Origin of the sequence: Chitinophaga sp. ARDCPP14 (assembly GCF_051362515.1) — a bacterium.
In the GTDB taxonomy this organism is placed as follows: Bacteria; Bacteroidota; Bacteroidia; order Chitinophagales; family Chitinophagaceae; genus Chitinophaga.
Genome location: NZ_JBKIXB010000007.1, coordinates 170696 through 195692, shown reverse-complemented (window position 1 = coordinate 195692; position 24997 = coordinate 170696). Strand labels below are relative to the sequence as shown.

The window sequence follows — 24997 nt, the reverse complement described above, 5'->3', positions numbered from 1 at the left end:
TTTTTGAAACTGCCTGTTTCCTTTTATTTGTTCCAATGATCGTATGCCGCCTTTGCAATTTTAGCAATGGTGCCCTCCCGCTCTTCTTCGCTGGCTTTTGCATCAGACACAAATACTGTAATAGCCAGATGATGCCCGTTTGGCAGGGTAATAATACCTGCATCATTAGTGGCGCGGGTTAACCCGTTTGTAGTCCACGAAGTACCGGTTTTATGCGCCACCACCGTGCCCGCCGGCAGCAGCCCTTTTAATCTTTTAGCACCGGGTCTGGAGGTCACCATCAGGTGCATCAGGTAGTTCCTGCTGCTGTCGGACAACACAGGATCCCGGTAAAATATTTTCAGCAACTGTGTCATGGCCATGGGTGTGGACCAGTTCTTATACTGGATCATTTCACTGGGCACCTGCACTTTTTCCGTGGTGGCAATCGCGATCTGTTTTACGCCAAGGTTGTGTACATATGCATTTGCTTTGCCGGTGCCGCCCAATAAGCGCAGCAGCACATCACAGGCGCTGCCGTCGCTGGCGCGGATATTATAATCGATCAGTTCTGCCAGCGGCATATCAAAATTCCCTTCCGGATGCTGATCCCGCACCGGACTTACTCCTCTCGGCCCAATCAGGTCGTCTTTTGTTACGTGTATAGGCTGATCCAAGCGGAATTTGTGCTGGTCAACCTGGTGGAGCATCGCCATGGCGATCGGAAATTTATACACACTCTGCATAGGGAAATGCTGATCGCGGTTAAAGGAAACAGTGTCCCCGGTTTCCAGGATTTCCGCATATACGCCAACTTTTCCAGAGATATTTCCAGCGATACCGGCAATTTGCTGACGGAGTGTTTGCTGGCCGTTGGCCGCTGGGAGATAAATAACAGAAACAGCCATAGTGGCTGTTATAAACATGGCGACAAACTTTATCATATAGCGAGTTAAATCAATGTAAGGAGTCAAATTAAGGCTTTTCCGGTATCCGGAATAAATTATGCATTTAGAATTTCGCCACCTTAATATTATTTTAGGCTCCAAATAGAGCAGAAATTGAGTAAACCGATATTAGTTATAAAATTTGGAACAGCGTCGATCACCCATCAGAATGGTGACCTCGACGAAACCGTAATTGCCGGTATAGCGCGGCAGGTAGCAGAGTTACATGCAGATTATCATATTGTACTGGTTTCATCCGGGGCCGTGGCCGCGGGCAAACAGTTCTTACGTCATTACAACGGCACCATCAGTGAGCGCAAAGCCGCGGCAGCCGTGGGGAATCCGTTATTATTGAATAAATACAGCCGTTATTTTGCCCCTTATAGTATTGCGGTAGCGCAGAGCCTTTGTGAACGCCAGCATTTTTCCGACAGGGACCAGTTCCTCCAGTTAAAGCGTACCTATGAGGAACTATGGGCGAGCAACATCATCCCCATTGCCAATGAAAACGATGTGGTGAGCAGCCTGGAACTGAAATTTTCTGATAACGACGAGCTGGCCACGCTGATAGCCGTAGGTTTTGGCGCATCGCTGCTGTTGTTCAGCACCTCTGTAGCCGGCGTATTGGACAGGTCCGGGCAGGTAGTACCACAAATAGATGTTATTGACAAGGCAGCCCTGGGGCTGGCCGATAAAGAAAAATCCAGTCTCGGCTTAGGTGGTATGGTATCCAAGCTCACTTTCGCCCGCCTCGCCACCCGGATGGGCATCAGGGTCGTTATTTTTGGGATCCGGACAGAAGATGGCATTCTCAATGCTATTGCCGGCAAAACAGGTACCTTGTGCCTGCCACAGCCCTGCAGCATGCCTGCCCGCAAGAAATGGCTGGCCAGCGGCAGCCTGGTTACCGGCAGGATCCGGATTGACGCCGGCGCACAACAAGCACTGGAAAAGCGTCACAGCCTCCTCGCCGTAGGCGTGCAGGCCGTACTGGAGAAGTTTGAATGCGGGGAAGTCATTGAAATTGTGAACGAAGACAATATCGCCATTGCCGTGGGCAGGGCTAAAATTGCTTCAGACACACTCGATACCCAACACAAAGCACAAAACATAGAAGTGGCCCATGCCGATGACATCGTGCTGTTATAAAGAAAAACAATCATGCAAACGATACAACCATTACTGGAAAAAGCGCAGCAGGCGGGCGTTTCTATACGTACCCTCCCTGATGCACAGAAACAGGCATTGCTGCTCAAACTGGCATCCGTGATCCTGATCCGGTCGGAAGACATTATCACAGAAAATAAGAAAGACCTCGACCGCATGCCGGACGACGACCCCAAAAAGGACCGGCTGCTGCTGACGGATGCGCGCATCCGCGATCTCGCCTCCAGCCTGGAAGATATTGCCGGCTTGCCCGATCCCGCCAATGTACTGGTGCTCGAAAGAACCCTCGACAATGGCCTGCTCGTGCAAAAGAAAACCGTGCCGCTCGGCGTAGTGGGCGTGATCTATGAATCAAGACCAAATGTAACCGTGGATGTAGCCGCCCTCTGTATCCGCTCTGGCAACGTATGCGTGCTGCGTGGCGGCACCGATGCCTTTTATACCAACACTATTCTCGTGGCGCTGATCCAGGATGTATTAAAGCAGTTTGAGGTAGATGAACATGCAGTGCAACTACTGCCTGTTGACCGCAGCTTCGTGATGGAAATGCTTACTGCCGTAAAGTATATCGATATCATCATCCCGCGTGGCTCCGAACAACTGATCGAATTTGTCCGCACCAACTCCAGGGTACCGGTAATTGAAACCGGCGCCGGTGTATGTCACACCTACGTGGAAAAAACTGCCGATCTGCAACAGGCCGCCGCCATTGTTACCAATGCGAAAGTCTCCCGTCCGTCGGTATGCAATTCATTGGACACCGTGCTGGTGGACGAAGCCGTAGCTGCCGGTTTCCTGGCATTACTGGCGCCGCAGCTGCAGCATTATGCAGTCGACATATATGCGGACCCGTTAGCCTTCGATATCCTGCAAAAGAACAATTATCCGCATCTCTTCGCGGCGCAGCCGGAAGATTTCGGCAGGGAATTCCTTTCGCTCAAGTGTTCCGTTAAAGTAGTGCCCGACACGAACGCTGCATTGTCGCATATTCAAAAATATTCTTCGCGCCACTCAGAAGCCATCATTTCAGGCGATACCACCATCAGCGAGCGTTTCCTCAATGAGGTAGACGCCGCAGCTGTATACGTGAACGCCTCTACGCGGTTCACAGACGGAGGCGTATTTGGCCTGGGTGCGGAAATAGGGATCTCCACGCAGAAACTGCATGCACGCGGCCCCTTTGCATTGGAAAAACTGGTAACGGAAAAATGGTTTGTACGTGGCAATGGCCAGGTGAGGTGAGCAGAGGAACATTCCTCCGCTCCCACTGCTACGCTATCGTTATCTGTTCGTTCAGGTATACATCCTGGATCGCATTCAGTAACGCCGCTCCTTCCACCATCGGGCGCTGAAAGGCTTTGCGCCCGGAGATCAGTCCTACGCCGCCGGCCCTTTTATTAATAACCGCCGTGCGTACTGCTTCTGCCAGATCAGCTTCTCCTTCAGAAGCGCCACCGGAATTGATTAGTCCCATGCGCCCCATATAACAATTAGCTACCTGGTAGCGGCACAGGTCAATGGGATTATCAGACGTGAGTGTAGTATAAATACGTTCATCCAGTTTACCATAGGAAGACGCTCCTGTATTCAAAGCCTTATAACCGCCGTTCACGACCGGTAATTTCTGCTTGATAATATCCGCCTGGATAGTTACCCCGAGGTGATTAGCCTGCCCGGTAAGATCCGCTGAGAGGTGGTAATCCACATCTTTCTTAAACGCATCGTTCCGCAGGTAGCACCAGAGAATAGTAGCCATGCCCAGTTCATGCGCCCTTGCAAAGGCACGCGACACTTCCACAATTTGCCGGTCGGACTGCTCAGAGCCAAAGTAGATGGTGGCTCCAACGGCCACTGCTCCGAGGTTCCAGGCTTCTTCCACGGTACCATACATCACCTGGTCCGCCCTGTTGGGATAAGTAAGCAGTTCGTTATGATTAAGCTTGACAATAAAAGGAATACGGTGTGCATAACTGCGCGATACCGACGACAATACGCCAAAAGTAGAAGCGACGGCATTACAGCCGCCTTCAATAGCCAGCTTCACAATATTTTCAGGATCAAAATAAGCCGGGTATTTGGCGAAAGAAGCACCGGCACTGTGTTCCACGCCCTGATCTACCGGGAGTATGGACATGTAGCCCGTGCCTCCAAGACGCCCGTGCTGAAATAACTGGCCCAAACTGCGCAATACCTGCGGGTTACGGCTGGAAGGCTGGTAAATTTTATTGACGGTATCCGGTCCGGGCAGATGCAGCAGGTCTTTACTGATAGTTTTGCTTTCGTGCTGCAACAGGGTATCGCTTTCTTTGCCTAATAATTCGCTGATTTTTTCCAAGGATAACATAAGCATGACTTTTTTGATACACCTAATTTAAGGATTTAATACCGCACCGGCATGCGGCATTATTCAGTAAGGAGTTGGCCCATTCGGGCGGGGTTGCTCTTCCCGCTCTTCGGTTACCATCTCTGTGCCTTCAAATGCGCCTCCGGAACCATCGTGAATAACGGGTTCCGGCTTTACTTCGTCTTCCTTTTTGACTGGTTTTTCTTCGTTGGGATTGATACTCATTTCCATAATAACAAATGTACTGATTACTTATAAATCGTTATTTGAGTATGGCATGAAAAAAATGAAATGAATTTAAGTTTAGGAATAAATACTATAACTTTGGTTGCCGGCGTTCATACCCCATAAAGAGGACACCGGAAGAATTATCAATAGGATAATACCCTCAGAAGATCATTAGGTTTCTATGAAAAGATTTTTTGCCTGCAACACAAACTGTTATCGCCCTGTTGTTTAGGGTCATCCCGAGCTTAACTTTACTTAAACCCTACGATGCTTAACATGACTATTAAAATTATTAAACGGATTCAACAAGTAGTAAAATCAATTACAAGAGCAGGTACACAGGGGCAAACAGATGATGAATTAATATCCAGGATGATACTTGTTAATACACTAAGCCTGGTGCTTGCCTCCTTAATCCTGGTTGTAGGATCCATATTTATAGTATTTACAAGAGAATTATCTATTCTTATACCTGCTTCCATAGAATTTATCCTTACGATTTCAGCGATCTATCTGAACCACAGGGGATATCACAGAATGGCAGGTGCCAGCACTTTTCTGGTACAATGTTTTGCCTCCATCTACTTTGGAATATTGCTCAGTAATATTATTGAACTGCAGGCAATGATCATCTTCCTGATCTCCATTATATACCTGATATTTCCTGACAGAACATCGAGAAGAATATCACTGGTGGTGGCCGTAGGCATTCTTCTGCTGCTGGAAACCTATTACCATTATCATTTTACAGAAGCGATACACCTTCAGAAAGACGTAGCATTTATTTTCCGCATCTCGGCGATGGCAGGCGTTTTAACACTTATCATTGTGGTAAGCAAACCTTATGTTCACAGTAATGATGTCAATAAACAGTTAAAGAGGAGTAATCACTTTAAAAAGATATTTGTATACCAGGTATCACATGAGCTGAGAACGCCGCTGAATGCAATCTTTGGTGTGGGACAGTTATTAAAGCGGGAGATAAAATTAAATGATCAGCTCAGGGGGATAGAGCCATTGGTTGATCAATTATTACTGGCAAGCAACCATACCCGTAACATTGTAAATGATGTGCTGGATATGGCGCAGATAGAATCAGGAAATTCAGACGTACTGAACAGCGAAGCTTTTGAAATAAAACCATTTATTGAAAAATTAGTGGACATCAACAGGATAATAGCAAAAACCAGGAATATCAAGATTAAACTCAGTATCGGTGAAATATCTCCTGTGATTATTGCGGACACCTTGAAACTCAATCAGGTTATAACAAATTTGTTAGGGAATGCCATTAAATACTCTAACAAGGGAACTACCATTAACTGTTACATTGCTGCCAGCAAAAATACCTGGTCTATCCATATTGTTAATATGGGCGACCACATCACGGATGATAAATTGAAAACGATATTTGATCCATTTATTACCGATAAAAGAAAGTATACAGAAGGTGCGGGCCTGGGGCTTTATATTGTACAGAATAAGGTTAATTCCATGAACGGCATTATTACTGCAGAAAGCAGCCCTACCGGAATAAACAGTTTCAAAGTAGTGCTTCCGCTGGTACCGGGCCAATCTGATGATATCAGACCAGACAACAATGATGAAGAAGAGATGACGGACCTGAGTGACATTCATGTAGTAGTTGCCGAGGATAATGAAATGAGTGCCCTGCTGATATCCAGGTTTCTTACCCAAACCGGCTGCTCTATTTGCCTGACGGCCAATGGGGCTGAAGTATTGGAGGAAAGCAGGAAACGTATACCGGATATCATCATCATGGATTACCATATGGACATAATGGATGGGAAAGATACCTTAGTCAGCCTGAAAAAGGATCCAATATTGAAACATATACCTGTTATTATCGCCACCGGGGATGCCTTTTTAGAGTCGCGCGAGCTAATGATGGCAGCTGGCGCCAGTGCCTTTATTGAAAAACCAATTGATTATAAATTTCTGATAAAAGTACTTAGTCAGCAACTGCATCCACTCAGTGGCGAATTACAATAATAATTTAATGCGTTTAAACTGCCTCAGCAATAGCTGGCACTAATTGCGTTTCCTTCCAGATAGAATTTGGCCGTTTATAACGTTTGGTATAAATCTGCCACACCCAACTGGCTTGTACACATCGTTCCAAACCTGCAATATGTGCATCCAACTTATCTACCATTTCTGAGTTGGCAGGTAATTGCTGATAACTCCTGTTCCTCACCCTGTTCACCAGCAATCCAAATTCCAATAGCAGTTGTTGTACAATGGCGGCAGCCTTGATAATAATTTCCTCCAGTGGAAGACCGGGGTCATTTAATGCCAGGATCATCAGCAGATTCGAATCTGAACTATTGTCGATCACCTCTTTCTCAAAAGAAAAAAGATCATTCATCAAACAGCCAATAGCAGCCGTAACATACTGCAGGCGCTGCATATCAGTTTTAAGACCTGCTGCTTCCATCCATTTCCAGTCAAGAAACTGTCCGTCGCTATACTCTATCAGCTGGATGGTATGATGCATCCCGGAAATATGCCCCCTCATGTCAATATATTCTTCCACGGTAGGAATATGCCCAAGGGAATGGGTGTTGCAATCCAGGTGCGTTACATCAATATGATAGTTGTACATTTTTTTAAATTCCCTGAACCAATGAGCCGGCGAAGTATGGTAAATATCCAGCAGCATTTCTGCGTTCGCCATTTCCACGCCATGAGCCTCCGGTGCGTTTTCAAAAGGATAATCCATGCTTCCGATACGTTGCCTGACCGCATTGCTGTGTTCCTGTTCATTGGCACTCAGGTGGGTGAAAACCTCGCGCCCCATTGTATCATTCAGAAAAAAATCTACAGTACAGTTCTTAAGAATATTATTCATGCGGTACAAATTGGCGGTAGGGAACAGGTATATGGCGCAAGTGACATAATGCTCCGCATTTTCGAGCCAGATACCATACCGCTCACAAAATTCCTGGGCTCCCCGTTTAAGCTGACGGGAATAAGGGTGAGGCCTGAATGACTGGCAAAATTCATCCAATCTGAATTCCTCCTGGTTAAATAATTGAAATAAAGAAAAAGGTGCTACACCCTCCCTCATCATAACAGCATATTCTTTTTGCATTTTTTGCATACTGGCATGAGCCAGCATCTGAACATTGTGTTTCATAAATGTTAATTTTTGAGTAAGAAATAAGGAAACTGTATTAATTGGATCCGGTTATAGGGCATGTTGATATCACAGGAATAAACAGCCAGGGATGAAAGTAGTATTGGGCGACACTCCGAACAAATATATTATACTTTTAATATACAAAAACCCGCTGAATTCTATCTGCGCCGGGAATTTTAACTATTAACCCCGCGGCCTTTTATATATATTTGTCCCCCGGAATGATTAAAAGACCCAATATGACCCAGATCGCTATTATCCGTCACGGTACCACTTCCTGGAATAAAGCAGGCAAACTGCAAGGCCATTCAGACATCCCGCTGGATGAAGAAGGCATCACGCAGGCCCTGAAACTGGGACAACGGCTCACCGGCGAAACCTGGGACCTCATTTATTCCAGTCACCTGCTCCGTGCCCGGCAAACAGCGGCCATCATTGCACAAGAGCTTAACCTGGATAGTGTAATTGAAGATAAACGTATAGGGGAAGCCGGCGGCGGCCTCATTGAAGGTACTACCGAGGAAGAACGCATCCTCCGGTGGGGTCCAAGCTGGAAACTGATGGACCTCGGCATGGAAAGCAATGAGTCTGTAGTAACTAGAGGCCTTTCCTTTATGCAGGACCTCCTCTCGGAAAATACCGGTAAAAAAATACTGCTGGTAAGTCATGGCAGCTTTATCCGGCAAATGCTGGATGCCCTCCTGCCACAAATGCATCCTACCCCCGCCATGAAAAATACTTCCATCACAAGGCTCCAGTTCTCCGATGAAAACTGGAACTGCGAACTGTTTAATTGCGTGAGCCACCTCGAATAGAATTATATTTGTTGTTCATGAAACTATTACTGATAGAAGATGAACCTGCTGTAGTATCTGTTATTACCCGCGGCCTCTCGGAAGCAGGCTACGAAGTAAGCGTGGCCCCCGATGGTACCAGCGGACTACAAATGGCGCTCAATAACCCATCATTCCGGCTGATTATACTGGATGTAATGCTGCCCGGTATGAACGGCATAGAAGTATGCCGCTCCCTCCGCAACGCAAAGCTGGAAGTGCCCATACTCATGCTCACCGCCCTGGGGACAACAGAAAATATTGTAATGGGCCTCGACAGCGGCGCCGACGATTACCTGGTGAAACCATTTAAACTACAGGAACTGGAAGCCCGCATCCGCAGCCTTATGCGGAGAAAAGCGCCCGTAGATACACCCGTTCCCGTTACCTCCGCAGCTGTACTCAGCATGGCCGACCTGGAACTGGATACCGACACCAAATCCGCCAGCAGGAACGGAAGAAATATCCAGCTCACCGCCACAGAATACCGGCTGCTGGAATATTTACTGAAAAATCCGAGGAAAGTACTGTCCAGGCTGGAAATACTGGAACAGGTATGGGGCATCGACTTTAATATGAACACCAAAGTGGTGGATGTTTATATCAACTATCTCCGGAAAAAAATTAATAAATATAACCCTACAGAACTGATACATACCGTAGTGGGACTGGGTTATATGATCAAAGAAAATAAGGCCGATGAAGATACGCACTAAGATATTGCTGTTGTTTGCCGGATTAACGATTTCTACCATCCTCGTGATGACCGGACTGGTGTATTATTTTGCCAACCAGCACTCGTTCGAAGACTTCTACAAACGCCTGGAAATACGCGCCTATCTTACTGCAAAAGCTACCCTGCCCTATTACGAATCCGACTCGGTGATCTACAACGAAATCCGGGAAGAACACCTCGAAAAACTGCCTGCTGAAAAAGAATATTTCCTGCAGGTAGCCAGCGATGGTACCGTTCATAAAGATGAACAACTCACCCTCCCCAACTCCTTCTACGAACAGGTACACCGCGAAAGCAAAGCCACCTACCGAGAAGGCGACCGCTTCTATGAAGGGGTGCTGTATAAAAGCAAACAGGGATTGTATATCGTGATCGTATCCGCTATTAATCAATACAGCGTGGAATACCTGGGCTGGCTGCGCAAAATCCTCATCATCTGCGCCGTGGCCTCCAGCGTCATCCTGGTAGGCGCCGGAATTTTCTTCTCCAGGTATATTCTAAAACCCATCCGGCACATGATGCTGCAGGTAAAAAGCATCAGTTCCCGTAACCTGCACCTGCGGCTAAATGTAGACGACAGTGGCGATGAAATCAACGATCTGGCCAATACCTTTAACAATATGCTGGACCGGCTGGAAACTGCCTTTGAAACACAAAATAACTTTGTCAGCAACGCTTCTCATGAACTGAGCACCCCGCTCACCGCGATTATCGGTGAGGCAGAACTGGCGCTTAATAAGGACCGTACCCAGGATAAATATGTGTACTCCCTGAAAAATATCCTTCATGAAGCAGGGCGACTGGAACACATCACCAAAAGCCTGCTGCACCTCGCCCAAACCGGCTTTGATGGCAAGAAACAGGAATGGGGACAGATCCGCAGCGATGAACTGTTGTTCACCGTAAAAAACACGATCGATAAACTGCACCCCGGTAATAAAGTGGAAATAGATTACAGCCTGTTCCCCGAAGAAGAAGAAAAATTAATCATCCCCGGCAACGAACAACTGCTGGAACTGGCACTCAGCAACATTGTGATGAATGCTGTGAAATATTCCAACAACGAACCGGTGTCCATTGCACTCGCCGCCACAGAAAAGAAAAATATTATTATCGTGAAAGACCAGGGCATCGGCATTCCCCCGGAGGATCTGCCATATATCTTCTCTCCCTTCTTCCGCGCCTCTAATACCGGCCGTTTCAAAGGATATGGTATCGGCCTGCCATTGGCCATGAATATTATCCGGATGCATAAGGGAGACATCATTGTAAACAGCCGTGTAAATCACGGAACCGAGATCAGGGTTGAACTCCCACTGTAGCGACTGCTTTTCTTACCAAATTCTTACCACATTCTTACTATCTTTTAACGCTGCTCTTACTGGTTACTTATTTCACAACAATAATTTTGTTGTTATAAAAGCTACCAGATATGAAAAATATACTCATACCCACAGATTTCTCTATCCGCTCACTCAGTTATGTCCATAACATTGTAGCGCAACACCCAGGCGAGCAGGTAAACATCATATTAATGCACGCACTGGAAATGCCCGACTCTTTATTTGACCTGATGACTTACACCCGCAACAGCAGGCACCTGGAACTCATCTCGTCCGACTTCCAGGATGGGTGTGAAATAATCCGTAACAAATATTCATCTGCCATTAACCAGCTGAAGATTGAATTCTTCCATGGCAACACCCGTGCGGCGTTACGCAATTTCCTGCTGGCACAAAACATCGACCTGATCATTCAACCCGCCGATCATGAATTTAATGCGCCTTCCAAAAGAAGCTATGATCCGCAGAAACTGATCAGCAAATGCAATTATCCAAAGATGAAAATTCAACTCCAGAAACGGAAATATGTGGCAGACAAGTCTACCATCTCAGCACTATTGCTGGCAACAGAATAAAAAAGCAAGGTTATGTTACTGAAAAATAATATCCCCTTAAATTATGTTTTTGGTAAGATAAGGATAGAGATCCTGCTGGTAACCGTTTATTCGCTGGCTATTAATATTCTTTACTACCAATATGATTTCACCAACCTGGTTATTCCTATAGCTGTACCAATGGTGCTGGGAACGGTGTTGTCATTATTACTCGCATTCCGCTCTAACCAGGCTTACGACCGCTGGTGGGAAGCCAGAACCATATGGGGCGCGATTGTAAATGATTCACGCTCACTGACAAGACAGGTACTAAGCCTGATGGATACTACGTATCAATCGGACGACCTCACGCTTTTCCAGGAGCGCTTTGTAAAGCGACAGGCAGCATGGTGCTATAGTTTGGGACAATCGTTACGTAAGACTGATCCGCTCAAAGGTGTAGACAGATTATTATCAAGAAGGGAATTAAACTATGTGATGAGATATGATAATGTGCCGGCTGCCTTGTTGCTTTTACATGCAAAAGACCTGAAACATGCAATGGAACAGGGTTGGATAAACCAATACCAGCAAATTGCCCTGGACCAGACGCTGACCAGGCTCTGCGACGCAATGGGTAAATGTGAACGTATTAAAAATACCGTGTTCCCGGCTACTTATAGTCTTTACACCCATTTCACCGTGATCTTCTTTATACTGTTATTGCCGTTTGCCTTAATAGATGTCCTCGGCTTTATGGAAATACCACTCGTGGTAGCCATTGCGTCATCGTTCCTGCTGATCGAAAAAATGGCTATCAACCTGCAGGATCCGTTTGAAAATAAACCTACAGATACACCGGTAACTACCATTGCCAGGAAAATTGAAAAAGATCTCCGGCAAATGTTGCACGAACAGGACAACGTGCCGGAAGAGCAGGAGGAAACACCCGCTTACTATGTACTTTAAAACTGATTTGTGTTTAAGGTGCCCTCTCCTAATGGGCCGTAATTTATAGCGTTAAGACAAAGGCTCCGGTATCCACCGGAGCCTTTTCTTTATAATGTAGCCAATTCTTTTTTTGATAACCATACCCATTTGCGGATCGTTCGCCTCACATAGCGGGGGTGCAGATCAATTTCCTGTCCCGTTTTTTGAAATTGTGCCCGTGCTTCGCTTGTCCGGCCCTGTTTTTTTAGCAGTAACCCATAATAATACATCGCCTCCAGTGAATGATGCACCCGGATTATTTTCTGGTACTCCTCTTCCGCCCTGGCGGTTTCCATGGTTTGCTCCAGCGCACGCGCATACATCAGCTCATCTTCTGCCTTGCTCATCCGCACGCCTTTAAAAGTATTCATTTTATCAAAGCTCACAATACTTGCTGCATACTGCCCGTTCAGAAATTGAAGCCGCGCCAGTTGCAGGATAATACCCGGATCTTTGGTAAAAGTGTTGGCACACTCCTGTGTCAGCGCAATGGCTTTGTCGTATTGCTTTTGCTGTGCATAAGCATCTGCCAGCTGCATTTTGTTGGTAACTGTATCGGATATACGTACCCTTTTCTCCCACTCCCGGATACGTCCGTTTGGCCATAAAGTACGTAACAGGTTCTCACCGAAACTGCCGTTGGTAATATCCGGCAATATTTCGCGGATAAAATAAACCACCACGCCTATCACCGGGATAAACAGGATAAAAAATAACCACTCCCTGCTTCTCCCCGATTTCAGCACGTGCACCACACATATAATCTGCAGAATAATAACTAGATAATAATAGTCACTCCAAAATGGGAACATAGCAATATCAACAACCAGGGTTAAGAAAACTGATTCCCGGCAAAAATAATAAAATAAGCTAATTTGTAACCCTGAACTAAATGGATATTATTGAAGAAGATGTTAAAAATTACCGGTTATTCCCTGTTGGCCCTGGTGCTGCTGATCAGCATTTACCTGTTGGCCGCCTATACGCTTTCACGCATGAGCACCAGCAGGGAAATAGTGTCCGATGCGGATATCGCTATTTATATCCTCACCAACGGAGTACACACCGACCTGGTATTACCGGTACGCACCGGACAAATAGACTGGAGCACCCGCATTCCCTTCAGTAATACCACCGGCAAAGACACCACCGCACAATGGCTGGCCTTTGGCTGGGGCGACAAAGGCTTTTACCTGGAAACCCCTACCTGGGCTGACCTCAAAGCCAGCACCGCTTTTAAGGCAGCATTTAGTCTTAGCACCGCCGCGATCCATGCCACCTACTACCGCAACATCAGCGAAGATGAAAGCTGCCGCAGGATCATGGTGAACAAAGAGCAGTATGCACGGCTGGTTCAGTACATCAGCAACAGCTTCCGCACCCCTGCCGGCGAAATGCCGGTGTACATTGCCACCAATGCCAACTACGACAGAAACGATGCCTTTTATGAAGCCAAAGGCAGCTATCATCTCTTCTATACCTGTAATACCTGGGCCAATAACGGCCTGAAAAGCTGCGGGCAAAAAGCCTGCAGGTGGACCATCTTCGATACCGGCATCTTTTATCATTACCGCAAATAAAAATGCGGGTATATTGTAAATTTGAACCGGACTATGAAAGATTTTATTCCGCGGCAGGAATTGCTGGAAACCAATCCGGTTCACCTGATCAGCATGAACCAATATGTACATGAGCTATCTACGGTAGCGCACCGGCACGATCATTACATGATCATGTGGATCACTAAAGGGCATGGCACCCAAATGATCGACGGACAGGAACACCAGATGCTGACCAACAGGGTGTTTTTCTTTCATCCCGGGCAGGTGCATAAAATGAATGATTTTGAGCGCGACGGCTGGATGCTCATCTTTGATGAACCAATCTATAAACTGTTCACCCGTTTTCATCCGCAGGAAGAATTAAACGGCATGATGCAGCAAGGCGGCCACGAACCCTTTGTGGACCTGGATGAGGACACCGCGGTACTTTATGAACATATCACCGCAATGATTCAAAAAGAGCTGTTAAAGTCGCCGAAAAACTTTAATATGCTTATTCACTTTGTAGCCCTGTTGCTGCTGGCAGGAAATAAACTGCACGAACAAAAGCATACGCTGGAACTAAAAAATAAAAACAGCTCCAAACAGTTGATACGTAACCTCACCCTGCTGATTGAGCAACACTTTAAAAAAGCAAAGCCGGTTTCATTTTATGCAGATGCGCTGAACCTGCAATCCAGGAATCTCAACCGGATAGTGAAAACCAAATTAGGCTATACCGTCCACGACCTGCTGCAGGAAAGACTTCTCACGGAAAGTAAAATCCTGCTGGCATCTTCCCCGCTTACTATTAAAGAGATCAGTTATAGTCTTGGTTTTACAGATCCTTCCTATTTTAACCGCTTTTTTAAAAAGAACACCCATGTTACCCCCGCTGCCTTCAGAGCAAAAGGCGTTTAATCCGGCTGCAAAAAAGTACTATGGTACTACCAGAAAGTACAATTAACCCTTCTTTCTGATTACTAGCTTTGCTGGTATTATGATGAATTTTATAATGATAGCAGTCTGTATCACGGCTGGTATGATCATGAAGGCTGCCCGCATCATTCATCCGGATGCGCACAAAGGAATCAACACCTGGATATTATACATCGCCTTACCCGCGGTATCTTTCAAATACCTGCCCAAGGTAGTCTGGTCGCCCGCCATGATCCTGCCGGTGGTAAGCGCCGTAGTGGTGGTGGCGGGGAGCTGGTGCTTCATGCATATCTACTGCCGTCACAAACAATACTCAAAACGCACCCGTGCTACCCTGGAACTGGCAGGTGGGTACAGTAATACCTCCTTCATTGGCTTTCCGTTGATTATCGCCTATTTTGGCGAGCAATATATAAGCATCGCTATCATCTGTGACCAGATGACGTTCCTGATCTTATCTACCTTCGGTATTATTACTGCCCTGAAAGGCGGCGCCAATAACACTTTCGTGAGCGCCCGCTTTCTCCTTAAAAAGCTCCTGACCTTTCCTCCGTTCCTTGGTTGCGTGCTGGCGCTTATACTCAGCAGGTTAACCGACCTTTCTATATCGGAGCCATTCTTCGACAAACTGGCGGCCACCGTAGCGCCGCTGGCATTATTTTCCATCGGCCTCCAGTTAAAATTTAATGGCTGGAGAAAAGAGATTTCCCAGGTATCGGTGGTGCTGTTGTACAAGCTTTTGCTGGCCCCTGCGTTGGTCCTGGTAGCAGCCCTGTTGTTTAATGAACGCAGCGACATCGCCCGGATCAGTATTTTTGAGGCGGCGATGCCTACATTGGTCACCTCCGGCGTAATAGCCGAACAGTTCAGGCTGAACACGAGGGTGATAAACTTAATTATCGGTATCAGCATCCTGGTGGGCTTTTTAACCACTGCCGCCTGGTTTGAAATACTCACACGTTTTTTTTAACTGTCCGACCGTTTTCAGGCATACCCAGGATAAGTTTTAACCCTACAATGAGACTTTACAAGGAAGGAATGAGATGTTTTAACGAAAAAACATCCACATAACCTTCTATTTTTGTTCCCACCGGGTTTCCAATCCACCTTACCCGGCTATCCATAAATGATCATACAGATGAGATTTAAACTTCTTGCACTGGCTATTTCCATCCTTCTGGGGGGTGTTCGTCCTTCAATGGCCCAGCAGGTGCGGGCAAACATCCCGGGCGACTTTGCAGATCCTTCCATTATCCGGAAGGGCAACAGCTTTTATGCTATCGGCACCTCCAGCGAATGGGGACCGCATTTTCCGATCTTCCGGTCAAATAACCTGCAGCAATGGGAACAAACAGGTTTCTTATTTGATAAAGCTCCCTCCTGGACCTCCTCGTCCTTCTGGGCGCCCGAATACTTCTATCACCACAATACCTATTACGTTTATTATACGGCTAAAAGAAAAACGGATGGCGTTTCCTGCATAGGCGTGGCCACCTCCGCATACCCCGATCATGGCTTCAAAGATCACGGTATCATCATCGAATACGGCAAAGAGGCGATTGATGCATTTGTGTACAACGACAACGGCCAATTATACATCACCTGGAAAGCCTACGGCCTGGATGACAGACCGATTGAGATCCTCGGAAGTAAACTCTCCGACGACGGGCTTTCGCTGACGGGCAATCCCTTCAGCCTGTTGAAAGATGATGCCCGTTCAGGCATGGAAGGACAAAGCATTATAAAAAAAGGTAACTACTATTACCTCTTTTACTCCGCAGGTAACTGTTGTGGCGTATCCTGCAGCTACCTGGTGAATGTAGCCCGCGCAACCGCTATCACCGGACCATATGAAGAAGATACCAACAATCCTGTGCTGTCTGACAATGGCGCCTGGAAATGCCCCGGACATGGCACCTTTGTAAAGGACACCGCCGGCAACGACTTCTATATCTACCATGCCTATAACAAAGCGAGCAATGTGTTTACCGGCAGGGAAGCATTAATTTCAGCATTGTCGTGGAAACCAAACCAATGGCCGGAGCTGAAGCCCGTTCCGGTAGAACCGAAAAGCAAAGAGAACATTCATCTTCATTATAACTTTGCCAAACCAACAGGGAAAATTTTCTGGCAGTGGGATTTTAGAAATATGAAGCCGGTATTCCGGCAAACAGGGGCGCAATTGCAGGTGTCGGGGTTATACAACAGCCACCATACGGCCGGCATAGCGCTCACCCTCAGGCCTTATGCAGCCGCTTATGAAATCAGTACCGCCGTATTGAATAGTAATAAGGCCAGCAAAGGATTAATTATTTATGGAGATGTATCTGCCGCTGTTGGCATTGCTGTTCGCCAGGATAAAGTGGAGTTCTGGGTAGTGAAGGATGGAAAAAGAAATGTGCTGGGCGAACAAAAAATCACGGATACCGGTAAGCCGGTATACCTGAAAATGGCGATGCTACCTGATTTTACCTGTAAGGTTTATTGGAAACAACAGGCAAACTGGAAAGAGCTTACGCCGGGTAAAACAGCATACCCTATAGGGTTTCTCCCACCGTGGGACCGCAGCCCGCGGCCGGGACTGAACTTCCAGGGCACCCCGGATGAAAATGCTGCATTCAGCTTCTTTGATATCAGGTACACCGGCGAACAATAATAATAAACACATCCGAATGAGAAAACACACGATCTATCATTTAAGCAGCTTACTGTTAATACTTTTTACTTCCTTTACAGGTAGCAGTCAAACCTATACAAAATATGTAAATACTTTCATCGGCACTGCGCCCATGACGGACCCTAAAATCCTTGGCTATAAATTGCCGGACGGCTGGAGATCATGGGCCGGACTCACCTTCCCCGGCAGCTCTTTGCCCAACGCAATGGTGCAGTTAAGTCCTATGACAGAATATGGCTCCGGCGCGGGCTATGAGTATGAAGACTCCGTGATTTACGGCTTTACCCATACCAATAAAGGTCACTGGAACCTCTGTAATATACCCGTGCTGCCGGTTTCAAATCCCGGTGAGAAATTCGGCTCTCACTTCTCCCATAAAAAGGAAAGTGCTGCACCCGGATTCTATCAGGTGTACCTGGATGATTATGATGTGAACGTAAGTCTTACTTCCACCCTAAGATGCGGATACCACCGGTATGAATATAAAAATAACACGAACCGGCAAATCCTTTTTGACCTTGCCAGGGCCAATAATAAGGTAAACGGCTGGAACATTGAGCAGGTAGGGGCTTCCGCGTTGCAGGGCTACCAGCAGGCAGGCGGCAGGATCTACTTCTATGCGGTCCTCAACACCAATATTGAGCAACTGGAAAAGAAGGAAGAAGGCAAAAGCAATGGCTTTGCCATGGTTCATTTAGCCAACGGCAGCACAGGTCCGGTGGAACTGAAAATAGGAATATCGTTTGTAAGTACGGAAAACGCCAGGGAAAACCTGGAGAAAGAAATCGGCCACAAATCTTATAATGATATCCGGAAAGAAGCTACCCAAAAGTGGGAAACGCTCCTATCGTCTATCCAGGTAAAAGGCGGCACTGCCAAACAAAAGGAAATGTTGTACTCCTGCCTGTACCGCTCCTTTCTGTGGCCCGCCCTGCGCAGCGATGTAAACGGGCAGTATACCGATGCAAAACACCAGGTGGCCAAAGCTGATTTCAACTATTATACCGAGCCTTCGTTGTGGGATACTTACCGGAATAAAGATGTGCTGCTGGGATTGATCTCCCCGCAGGTAACGCTGGATGTTATTAAATCTATGAAAGATGTGGGAGATAAAACCGGGTTTATACCTACCTTTTTTCACGGCGATCACGGCTCCTCCTCTATTGCAGGGGCTTACCTGAGAGGCATCGATGATTTCGATATCAAAGGCGCCTACCAGATACTGCTGAAAAACGCCACCGTTGAAGGCGGGGCGCGGCCATTCATCAAAGAATATATGGAAAAGGGATTCATCAGCGATCCTGATGTAACTAACCCGCACGTAGAAACGAAAGGAAAAGCAGGCGTATCCAAAACGCTGGAATACTCCTACGACGACTACTCAGTAGCGCAGATTGCCAAAAAACTCGGCGACACGGCTAACTACAACATGCTGATGGCAAGGTCAAAGAACTACAAAAACATGTTTGATCCGTCTACCCGCTTTATGAGGGGGAAACTGGAAAATGGAGAATGGATTAAAAATTTCAATCCACAGTACCCTTATTATGAATACATGTACCGCGAGGCCAACGCATGGCAGGTGTCTTTCTTTGCACCGCATGATATGCCCGGCCTGATAGCCCTGTATGGCGGCGCCAAAGGATTTGAATCCAAACTGGATTCCCTGTTTACTGTGCCCTGGAACCCCAGTTACATTGCAAGAAATGTAGAAACGATGATAGGCCAGTATTGCCATGGCAATCAGCCCGATCATGAAGCGCCGTTTGCATACTATTTTATCGGGAAACCGGAAAAATCGCAAAAGATCATCGACACTATTTTAAATACTTTATACGGCATCGGCGATGAGGGGCTTGCGCTTTGTGGAATGGATGATGCCGGTGAAATGTCGTCGTGGTATGTATTCAGTGCATTAGGGCTCTACACCTTTTCCGCTACCGATCCGGAATACCTTGTTACCGTTCCGCTGTTTGATGAAGTAAAGTGGAGAACCAGCAACGGCAAGTTGCTGACTATATCCAAACCGGGCAAAGGCCGGAACTTAACTGCCATTAAAGTAAATGGCAGAGAGCACAAAGGATACTTTGTGCCGCACGACCTGTTTAAACAAGGAGGGAAGATAGAAATCATTACAAAGTAAGCTATTGATCATATTCCTGCCGGCCACCTGTTTTTTCCAGGCGGCCGGCAGGTTTCAGTCAATAATCCGCCACATCAAATTTCCTGTCTTTATAATAAAAGTGCCTGTCTTCTTCTGTAATGGTGCGTACCACCCGGCAGGGGTTTCCCACTGCAACAACGTTATCGGGAATATCTTTGGTAACAACACTACCCGATCCTATTACCGCATTGTTGCCGATATTAACACCGGGATTCACGACGGTATGCCCGCCAATCCACACGTTGTTGCCAATCGTGATACCGATTCCATATTCATAACCGGAGTTTCTTGAATCGGGATGTACAGGATGCCCTGCAGTGAACAGGGAAACATTGGGACCAAACATAACGTTATCGCCAATACGCACTTTTGCCACATCCAGGATCACGCAGTTATAGTTGGCTACAAAGTTATCCCCTACCTCAATATGCTTACCATAGTCGCAGTGAAATGGAGCCAGCACCAATATGTTTTTACCAGCCTTTCCAAGAATACTTCTGATGTATTGTTCTATTTTTTTGGTTTCATGCGGCGGGCATTGATTGAAGTGATAGATCTTCATTTTATTCTCCAGCTGCTCTTCTGCCAGTCCGTCCATCCATGCCTTGTAAGGCAGGCCGGCCAGCATTCTTTCTTTGTGGTTCATACTTAGGTTCTTTTATTGAATAAGCTTAACTGTATCTGACCTGATACCGTTTGCTGTACTTGTTCCAAATATATATCCCGGCAACGAAATGGAGCAGGTTTTTCCCGATATCCGTGCGATGTACCAGGTCGATTGTATGAAGCTTATTGATTAAATCATATGTTTTGTCCAGCGTCTGCTCAAATTGCACTGCATAAACATCTCTGAATGCTTCCCCGGTTTTCCGGCATCTTATAATAATCCAGTTTCCCGGATCTTCGTCTTCTATTTCTTTCCAGACAGAAAGGTGATCATTCATTAATACGCCCCATTCATCAATATCACGCAATATATCGAATGTCAAATCGAATTCCTTACGCCCAAACCTGTCCTCCACTATCCATAGTGCATACGTATACATTCTCAAAAGAATCACGTTCCTTCTGTTCTCGAGATATTGATCGTAGGGTAATGACCACCGGTCGATCGCATGCTCCACCTGGCATCCTTTGAAGAAATCAACCATGATCTCCAGGTAACGGTCCTTTACGTAATCATCTACCCCGGATAGAAACCGGATCATCGTCTTTATAAATTCGAGAACACTTACGGGCAGGCTGGGATCAGGGTTTAGTGTCTCAAGACAATTGATGGCGAAATCTGTCATGAAAGTCCTGTCACCCTGGGATGTATCGTCTATATCAATCAGTGTTACGGTTAACACGAAATTTAAAAATAATTTATCATAATTCCTGCTCGTCGGGAAAAAATAAATCGGGACATATGCCAGATCTTCGTGGCATCTGGGGCTCGTTTTTTCATACTGTTTGAACCACTTCAAAAACCGGCATCTTAAAGGCATGTGATAGGGGTTTATCCTAAAATATTCAGTCAAAACTACCTCAACATGGTCTTCTGATAATGGATCGAAACTTTTAACCTCATGCCGGGTCAGCTGCCGCAGCTGTTCAAAAAAAAGAGAGGTCGAAAGGGCGTCGTTGTTTCCGGGTTGCATAAGAGGGAAATGTTTAAATGGTTATATGAGGTTTCAGTTCAATTCAGGGTCGCTGATCTGTGATCGCACAGCCAATGGAATAGCCGGCGCTTGCAATGATGGGTACTTAGTCATTGCAATGAGTTATCAGGGCTTTATACGCTAAACTAATAAATTATTCAGATAAAAAGAAAATTTCGTGGGCTCAGAAGTGGCAAAAATCGGGTCTTAAAAAATGGATTATTAATGGCTTGTTTTGCAGCTTTTTATAATTTCATAAATGAATAAAGGTACCGACCAGCCCATCCAAAATAGGGGACTTTGTATGTCTTCTGTTTTTCCGAGCTCTTGTATGAAATGGATTTTCAAGGCAAATCCTGATATCAGAAACCCCAAGGTAATGATATAGCTTCTTACCATCCACTCGTGATGTAGCTTAAACCGTTTTTTTACTGCCATGTAATAAGCTATGATGGTAGCGGATAACCAGACACCTGCCCAAATTTGTAAGGTAAATGCAACTGCCCAACTTACCTCGTACGTTGTAGTAAATGCTAATATTAGGGCACAGGTACTGCTCACTAATACTGCCAACAGGTATATGAAACCGACAATACGGTGCAGTTGCCAACTGAATGTTCTGAGTTTTTTCCAAAATTGTATTATCCCAAAAATCAATGTACCTCCACCTGCGGTAATATGCGCAATGATTATCCATTTGAAATCATAATATTTTCCTAATGCTTCGGGGGTTAATGCTAAAAAATGGTTAACTCCATGCATAAACAACCAGGTCATAAAAAATATAGCAGCGAAAATCAGTACCGGTAAAAAATCTGTTTTATTGAGTTGAAAAGTCCTGTCTGCTGTGGATGTATTTTTATTCTTATTCATTTTAAACGTTTTATCTTCATGGCAAATTTCCCCGACAAACGTTTTCTAAACAATAACCGAAAAAAGATTCGGTATACATGATCTCCTTTTTAAGTAATTAAGGGCGTAAATTTGTAACTCGAAACACAATACTTATGTATACAAAAAAGATAGAGGAAGATTTGGACTGCGGATTACGGATTGCGGGTAAGGTGTTTGGTGGTAAATGGAAATGTTGCATTTTAGATGCGATCAGTAAGGGCATCAACCGGCCAGCTGACATCAACAGGTATATAGGGGAAGCATCACTACGGGTTATCGAAATGCAAATAGCCGAATTGCTTTTTTATGGTGTTGTTGAAAAGTGTTCGGAAAAAGTTTATCCTAAAAAATCGGAATATAAATTGACGGCTTTCGGCGAAAGTATTCTTCCTGTTTTAGTAGTGATGGATGAATGGGGACTGAAGCACTCACAGCTTGTAAAAGACAGGCAAAGCGAGTTACTGGATGCCGAAGGGTGATATATACCGGGAGTATCTGACAGACACTCCCGGTATTCTCCGTCGATTAAAATTTAACGCCACCCCAATCCGGGAGCCACATGCTTTAAAATAGAGGACAGTACATGTACATTGTAATCAACTCCCAATGTATTGGGTATTGTCAACAGAATCGTATCTGCCTCCTGAATTGCCTCATCCTCCGCTAACTCCTTTATGAGTTGATCCGGCTCCGCCGCATAACTTCTTCCGAAAATGGCGCGCTTCTCTGGTTCAATCATTCCTATTTTATCGACCCGGTTGGTTTCCTGCCCAAAGAAATAGCGATCCTGATCGTTCACCAATGCGAAAATAGACCGGCTCACCGAAACCCTCGGTTCGCGCTGGTGCCCGGCTTTTTTCCAGGCATCTTTGTACAGCCTGATCTGCTCGGCCTGTTGTATGTGGAAAGGCTTGCCGCTTTCATCGTACTTCAAAGTAGAACTTTGAAGGTACATGCCGTTCTCGGCGGCCCAAATGGCTGTAGCATTAGAAGCGGCTCCCCACCAAATACGTTCCCGCAATCCTTCCGAGTGTGGCTCCAGGCGCAGCAGGCCCGGCGGATTCGGAAACATCGGGTTCGGATTAGGCCGCGCAAATCCAACACCTTTTAATTTATCCAGGAATTCCAACGCTTTACGGCGCCCCATATCCGCGTCAGTTTCTCCTTGGGCCAGTTCATATCCAAAATAGCGCCACCCATCTATTACCTGTTCCGGCGAACCCCGGCTGATACCCAGTTGCAATCGCCCCTCCGAGATCAAATCGGCCGCGCCGGCATCTTCCACCATATACAGTGGATTTTCATACCGCATATCAATTACACCCGTTCCAATCTCTATTTTGCTGGTTTTGGAGCCGATAGCCGAAAGCAACGGAAATGGGGAGGCTAACTGCGCTGCAAAATGATGCACACGAAAATAGGCGCCATCTAAACCAATTTCCTCTGCAGCAACAGCCAAATCAATAGATTGAAGTAACGTGTCGCTCGCTGTACGGGTCTTATAGGCTGGGTGGTTAGACCAATGCCCAAACGATAAAAATCCTATCTTCTTCATAAATTCTTTTTCGTCCTGAAAAATAAGCCATTATTATCAAACAATTTCTTTCCTGCTATTATTTTCAAAATGCAAATATCGTTTTGGAAGATGTGATACGGCTTATTTTTCCAGAGGACAATAAATTAACTACCTGTTATTAAAAGAAGATTTTAATCAATTGCTATACTGTCAATTGCTTTCTGCATGGCTTGCTCCTTCACTCCCGGTACTTTTAATCCTTCAGCCCGGAATACCGTCAGATCTGTCATGCCTAAAAAGCCAAGAAAAGCACTCAGATAAGGAGCTACAAAGTCGTTGGCTTTGCCAGGCCCTTCTGAATAAATGCCTCCGGAAGACATTGCGACATACACTTTTTTTCCTGCAACCTTTCCAACAGGACCATTTTCACCATACCCAAAAGTGATTCCTGCCCTCGTTATATGATCAATCCAGGCCTTTAACGCGGTATGAATAGTGAAGTTATAAAGCGGTGCACCAATCACAATGATGTCTGCAGCCAATAATTGTTTAACCATCTCATCAGAAAAACGGACGGATTCTTTTTCTTGTTCTGTCAGCTGCTCTCCGGGAATAAAGAATGTACGAAGGACAGCAGGGGTAAGATGTGGAATTTCGATATCGACCAGGTTTACTTCTTCAGGTATACTGCCAGGATACTTTTCCTGAATTTTTTCGACGATAGCGCGACCCAGCTGAATGCTGTGCGATCCATTCTCTTGCAGACTTGATATTAAATGAAGGATACGTTTCATAAAAATTTACCTGTTTAATAATTATCAACTTTAAATTCATTAATCACCGACATCTTTTTATGTTAACGGTGAAACAATTCTTTCGTTCGGATTATCAAAGGCAAAATTATGTTTACCAGGTGGTCAAATGGCACTACTTACCCAAAGGGAAGCGGTTACATTTAGGTAATGTAATTACATTTGTATCCATGGAGATGATTATAAATGAACCCCTTCCGGACAACGACGCATGTGCAGGATCGCTCAAAAACGTCCTTGATGCCCTATCTGTTATTAATGGGAAATGGAAGCTGGCTTTGATCCTTTGCCTGGTGCAATCATCAAAGCGCTTTAATGAAATTCAGCATGAAATCACGGGTATTTCTTCCAGGATACTGGCTAAAGAGCTAAAAGATCTGGAATTGAACGACTTTGTCAGACGTAATGTATACCCCACCACGCCGGTTAGCATTGTTTATGAAGCGACTGACTATAGCCGGACTTTAAAAAACCTGATAGGCGAACTAAGTGCCTGGGGAGGACAACACAGGGAAAAAATCAGGCAAAGCATGCGGAAACAGTCATGAGTA

General features: G+C 45.8%; 25 protein-coding genes. 15 read left to right on the top strand and 10 right to left on the bottom strand.

The features are described 5' to 3' along the window. Nucleotides 1–23 precede the first annotated feature (23 nt). Nucleotides 24–923: a class A beta-lactamase gene (gene bla / locus ACLHR0_RS20335; protein WP_436489050.1), complete on the bottom strand. Its 900-nt coding sequence runs from the start codon at nt 921–923 to the stop codon at nt 24–26. Nucleotides 924–1040: 117 nt separating this feature from the next. Here bla and proB point away from each other — a divergent pair, with 117 nt between their 5' ends. Both proB and ACLHR0_RS20325 read left to right on the top strand, forming a co-directional pair. Then, complete coding sequence (gene proB / locus ACLHR0_RS20330; RefSeq protein WP_436489048.1) at nt 1041–2075, top strand: glutamate 5-kinase; 1035 nt, start codon at nt 1041–1043, stop codon at nt 2073–2075. Between the two features lie 12 nt (nt 2076–2087). After that, nucleotides 2088–3335, top strand: a complete 1248-nt coding sequence (locus ACLHR0_RS20325; protein WP_436489046.1) for a glutamate-5-semialdehyde dehydrogenase — start codon at nt 2088–2090, stop codon at nt 3333–3335. A 28-nt stretch (nt 3336–3363) separates the two neighbouring features. On the opposite strand, the gene ACLHR0_RS20320 is transcribed toward ACLHR0_RS20325, so the two are convergent. Then, nucleotides 3364–4437, bottom strand: coding sequence for a class I fructose-bisphosphate aldolase (locus ACLHR0_RS20320; RefSeq protein WP_429050227.1), 1074 nt, complete (start codon nt 4435–4437; stop codon nt 3364–3366). Between the two features lie 63 nt (nt 4438–4500). After that, nucleotides 4501–4668, bottom strand: coding sequence for a hypothetical protein (locus ACLHR0_RS20315; protein WP_429050228.1), 168 nt, complete (start codon nt 4666–4668; stop codon nt 4501–4503). A gap of 273 nt (nt 4669–4941) precedes the next feature. Between ACLHR0_RS20315 and ACLHR0_RS20310 the strand changes: the two genes are divergently transcribed. Next, nucleotides 4942–6678 carry a hybrid sensor histidine kinase/response regulator gene (locus ACLHR0_RS20310; protein WP_436489044.1) on the top strand — a complete coding sequence of 579 codons (1737 nt, stop codon included), beginning with the start codon at nt 4942–4944 and terminating at the stop codon, nt 6676–6678. Between the two features lie 13 nt (nt 6679–6691). Here the strand turns inward: ACLHR0_RS20310 and ACLHR0_RS20305 are convergent, their stop codons facing one another. Beyond that, nucleotides 6692–7825 (bottom strand): terpene synthase family protein, encoded by a 1134-nt coding sequence (locus ACLHR0_RS20305; protein WP_436489042.1) that lies wholly within the window; start codon nt 7823–7825, stop codon nt 6692–6694. Between the two features lie 242 nt (nt 7826–8067). Here ACLHR0_RS20305 and ACLHR0_RS20300 point away from each other — a divergent pair, with 242 nt between their 5' ends. The 5 genes from ACLHR0_RS20300 (at nt 8068) to ACLHR0_RS20280 (ending at nt 12242) form a co-directional block, all read left to right on the top strand. Then, nucleotides 8068–8643, top strand: a complete 576-nt coding sequence (locus tag ACLHR0_RS20300) for a histidine phosphatase family protein (RefSeq protein WP_429050231.1) — start codon at nt 8068–8070, stop codon at nt 8641–8643. 17 nt (nt 8644–8660) lie between these two features. Beyond that, nucleotides 8661–9377: a response regulator transcription factor gene (locus ACLHR0_RS20295; protein WP_436489040.1), complete on the top strand. Its 717-nt coding sequence runs from the start codon at nt 8661–8663 to the stop codon at nt 9375–9377. Beyond that, on the top strand, nt 9361–10719 hold the full coding sequence (locus ACLHR0_RS20290) for a sensor histidine kinase (RefSeq protein WP_429050233.1): 1359 nt from the start codon (nt 9361–9363) through the stop codon (nt 10717–10719). The genes ACLHR0_RS20295 and ACLHR0_RS20290 overlap by 17 nt, the downstream gene beginning before the upstream one ends. 110 nt (nt 10720–10829) lie before the next feature. Next, nucleotides 10830–11315: a hypothetical protein gene (locus ACLHR0_RS20285; RefSeq protein ID WP_370907803.1), complete on the top strand. Its 486-nt coding sequence runs from the start codon at nt 10830–10832 to the stop codon at nt 11313–11315. Nucleotides 11316–11327: 12 nt separating this feature from the next. After that, entirely contained in the window at nt 11328–12242 is a 915-nt protein-coding gene (locus ACLHR0_RS20280) for a bestrophin family protein (RefSeq protein ID WP_436489037.1), read from the top strand. Between the two features lie 89 nt (nt 12243–12331). On the opposite strand, the gene ACLHR0_RS20275 is transcribed toward ACLHR0_RS20280, so the two are convergent. Further along, nucleotides 12332–13018, bottom strand: a complete 687-nt coding sequence (locus tag ACLHR0_RS20275) for a tetratricopeptide repeat protein (RefSeq protein WP_429063392.1) — start codon at nt 13016–13018, stop codon at nt 12332–12334. Nucleotides 13019–13174: 156 nt separating this feature from the next. Here ACLHR0_RS20275 and ACLHR0_RS20270 point away from each other — a divergent pair, with 156 nt between their 5' ends. The 5 genes from ACLHR0_RS20270 to ACLHR0_RS20250 all read left to right on the top strand — a co-directional run bounded on the left by ACLHR0_RS20270 (nt 13175) and on the right by ACLHR0_RS20250 (nt 19563). Continuing rightward, nucleotides 13175–13843 carry a TIGR02117 family protein gene (locus tag ACLHR0_RS20270; protein ID WP_436489318.1) on the top strand — a complete coding sequence of 223 codons (669 nt, stop codon included), beginning with the start codon at nt 13175–13177 and terminating at the stop codon, nt 13841–13843. A 33-nt stretch (nt 13844–13876) separates the two neighbouring features. Beyond that, nucleotides 13877–14725 (top strand): helix-turn-helix domain-containing protein, encoded by an 849-nt coding sequence (locus ACLHR0_RS20265; RefSeq protein WP_436489034.1) that lies wholly within the window; start codon nt 13877–13879, stop codon nt 14723–14725. Nucleotides 14726–14804: 79 nt separating this feature from the next. Then, a complete protein-coding gene (locus tag ACLHR0_RS20260; RefSeq protein WP_436489032.1) occupies nt 14805–15713 on the top strand; it encodes an AEC family transporter in 909 nt (302 codons plus the stop codon). 168 nt (nt 15714–15881) lie between these two features. Next, complete coding sequence (locus ACLHR0_RS20255) at nt 15882–17399, top strand: glycoside hydrolase family 43 protein (protein ID WP_436489030.1); 1518 nt, start codon at nt 15882–15884, stop codon at nt 17397–17399. Nucleotides 17400–17415: 16 nt separating this feature from the next. Continuing rightward, the gene (locus ACLHR0_RS20250; RefSeq protein WP_436489028.1) at nt 17416–19563 is read left to right on the top strand and encodes a GH92 family glycosyl hydrolase; all 2148 of its coding nucleotides are present in this window, start codon (nt 17416–17418) and stop codon (nt 19561–19563) included. 58 nt (nt 19564–19621) lie between these two features. Here the strand turns inward: ACLHR0_RS20250 and ACLHR0_RS20245 are convergent, their stop codons facing one another. From ACLHR0_RS20245 to ACLHR0_RS20235, 3 genes are all read right to left on the bottom strand, one after another. Beyond that, on the bottom strand, nt 19622–20230 hold the full coding sequence (locus ACLHR0_RS20245; protein ID WP_429050243.1) for a sugar O-acetyltransferase: 609 nt from the start codon (nt 20228–20230) through the stop codon (nt 19622–19624). A gap of 25 nt (nt 20231–20255) precedes the next feature. Further along, the gene (locus ACLHR0_RS20240; RefSeq protein WP_436489027.1) at nt 20256–21224 is read right to left on the bottom strand and encodes a hypothetical protein; all 969 of its coding nucleotides are present in this window, start codon (nt 21222–21224) and stop codon (nt 20256–20258) included. 222 nt (nt 21225–21446) lie between these two features. Next, nucleotides 21447–22097: a DUF2306 domain-containing protein gene (locus ACLHR0_RS20235; protein WP_436489025.1), complete on the bottom strand. Its 651-nt coding sequence runs from the start codon at nt 22095–22097 to the stop codon at nt 21447–21449. A 134-nt stretch (nt 22098–22231) separates the two neighbouring features. Between ACLHR0_RS20235 and ACLHR0_RS20230 the strand changes: the two genes are divergently transcribed. Continuing rightward, on the top strand, nt 22232–22597 hold the full coding sequence (locus tag ACLHR0_RS20230) for a winged helix-turn-helix transcriptional regulator (protein WP_370907812.1): 366 nt from the start codon (nt 22232–22234) through the stop codon (nt 22595–22597). A gap of 53 nt (nt 22598–22650) precedes the next feature. Here the strand turns inward: ACLHR0_RS20230 and ACLHR0_RS20225 are convergent, their stop codons facing one another. Both ACLHR0_RS20225 and ACLHR0_RS20220 read right to left on the bottom strand, forming a co-directional pair. Next, nucleotides 22651–23673 (bottom strand): LLM class flavin-dependent oxidoreductase, encoded by a 1023-nt coding sequence (locus tag ACLHR0_RS20225; RefSeq protein ID WP_436489022.1) that lies wholly within the window; start codon nt 23671–23673, stop codon nt 22651–22653. A 152-nt stretch (nt 23674–23825) separates the two neighbouring features. After that, the gene (locus ACLHR0_RS20220) at nt 23826–24428 is read right to left on the bottom strand and encodes an FMN-dependent NADH-azoreductase (RefSeq protein ID WP_436489020.1); all 603 of its coding nucleotides are present in this window, start codon (nt 24426–24428) and stop codon (nt 23826–23828) included. A 188-nt stretch (nt 24429–24616) separates the two neighbouring features. On the opposite strand from ACLHR0_RS20220, the gene ACLHR0_RS20215 reads away from it, so the two are divergent. Beyond that, nucleotides 24617–24994, top strand: a complete 378-nt coding sequence (locus ACLHR0_RS20215) for a winged helix-turn-helix transcriptional regulator (protein ID WP_436489018.1) — start codon at nt 24617–24619, stop codon at nt 24992–24994. Nucleotides 24995–24997 lie beyond the last annotated feature (3 nt).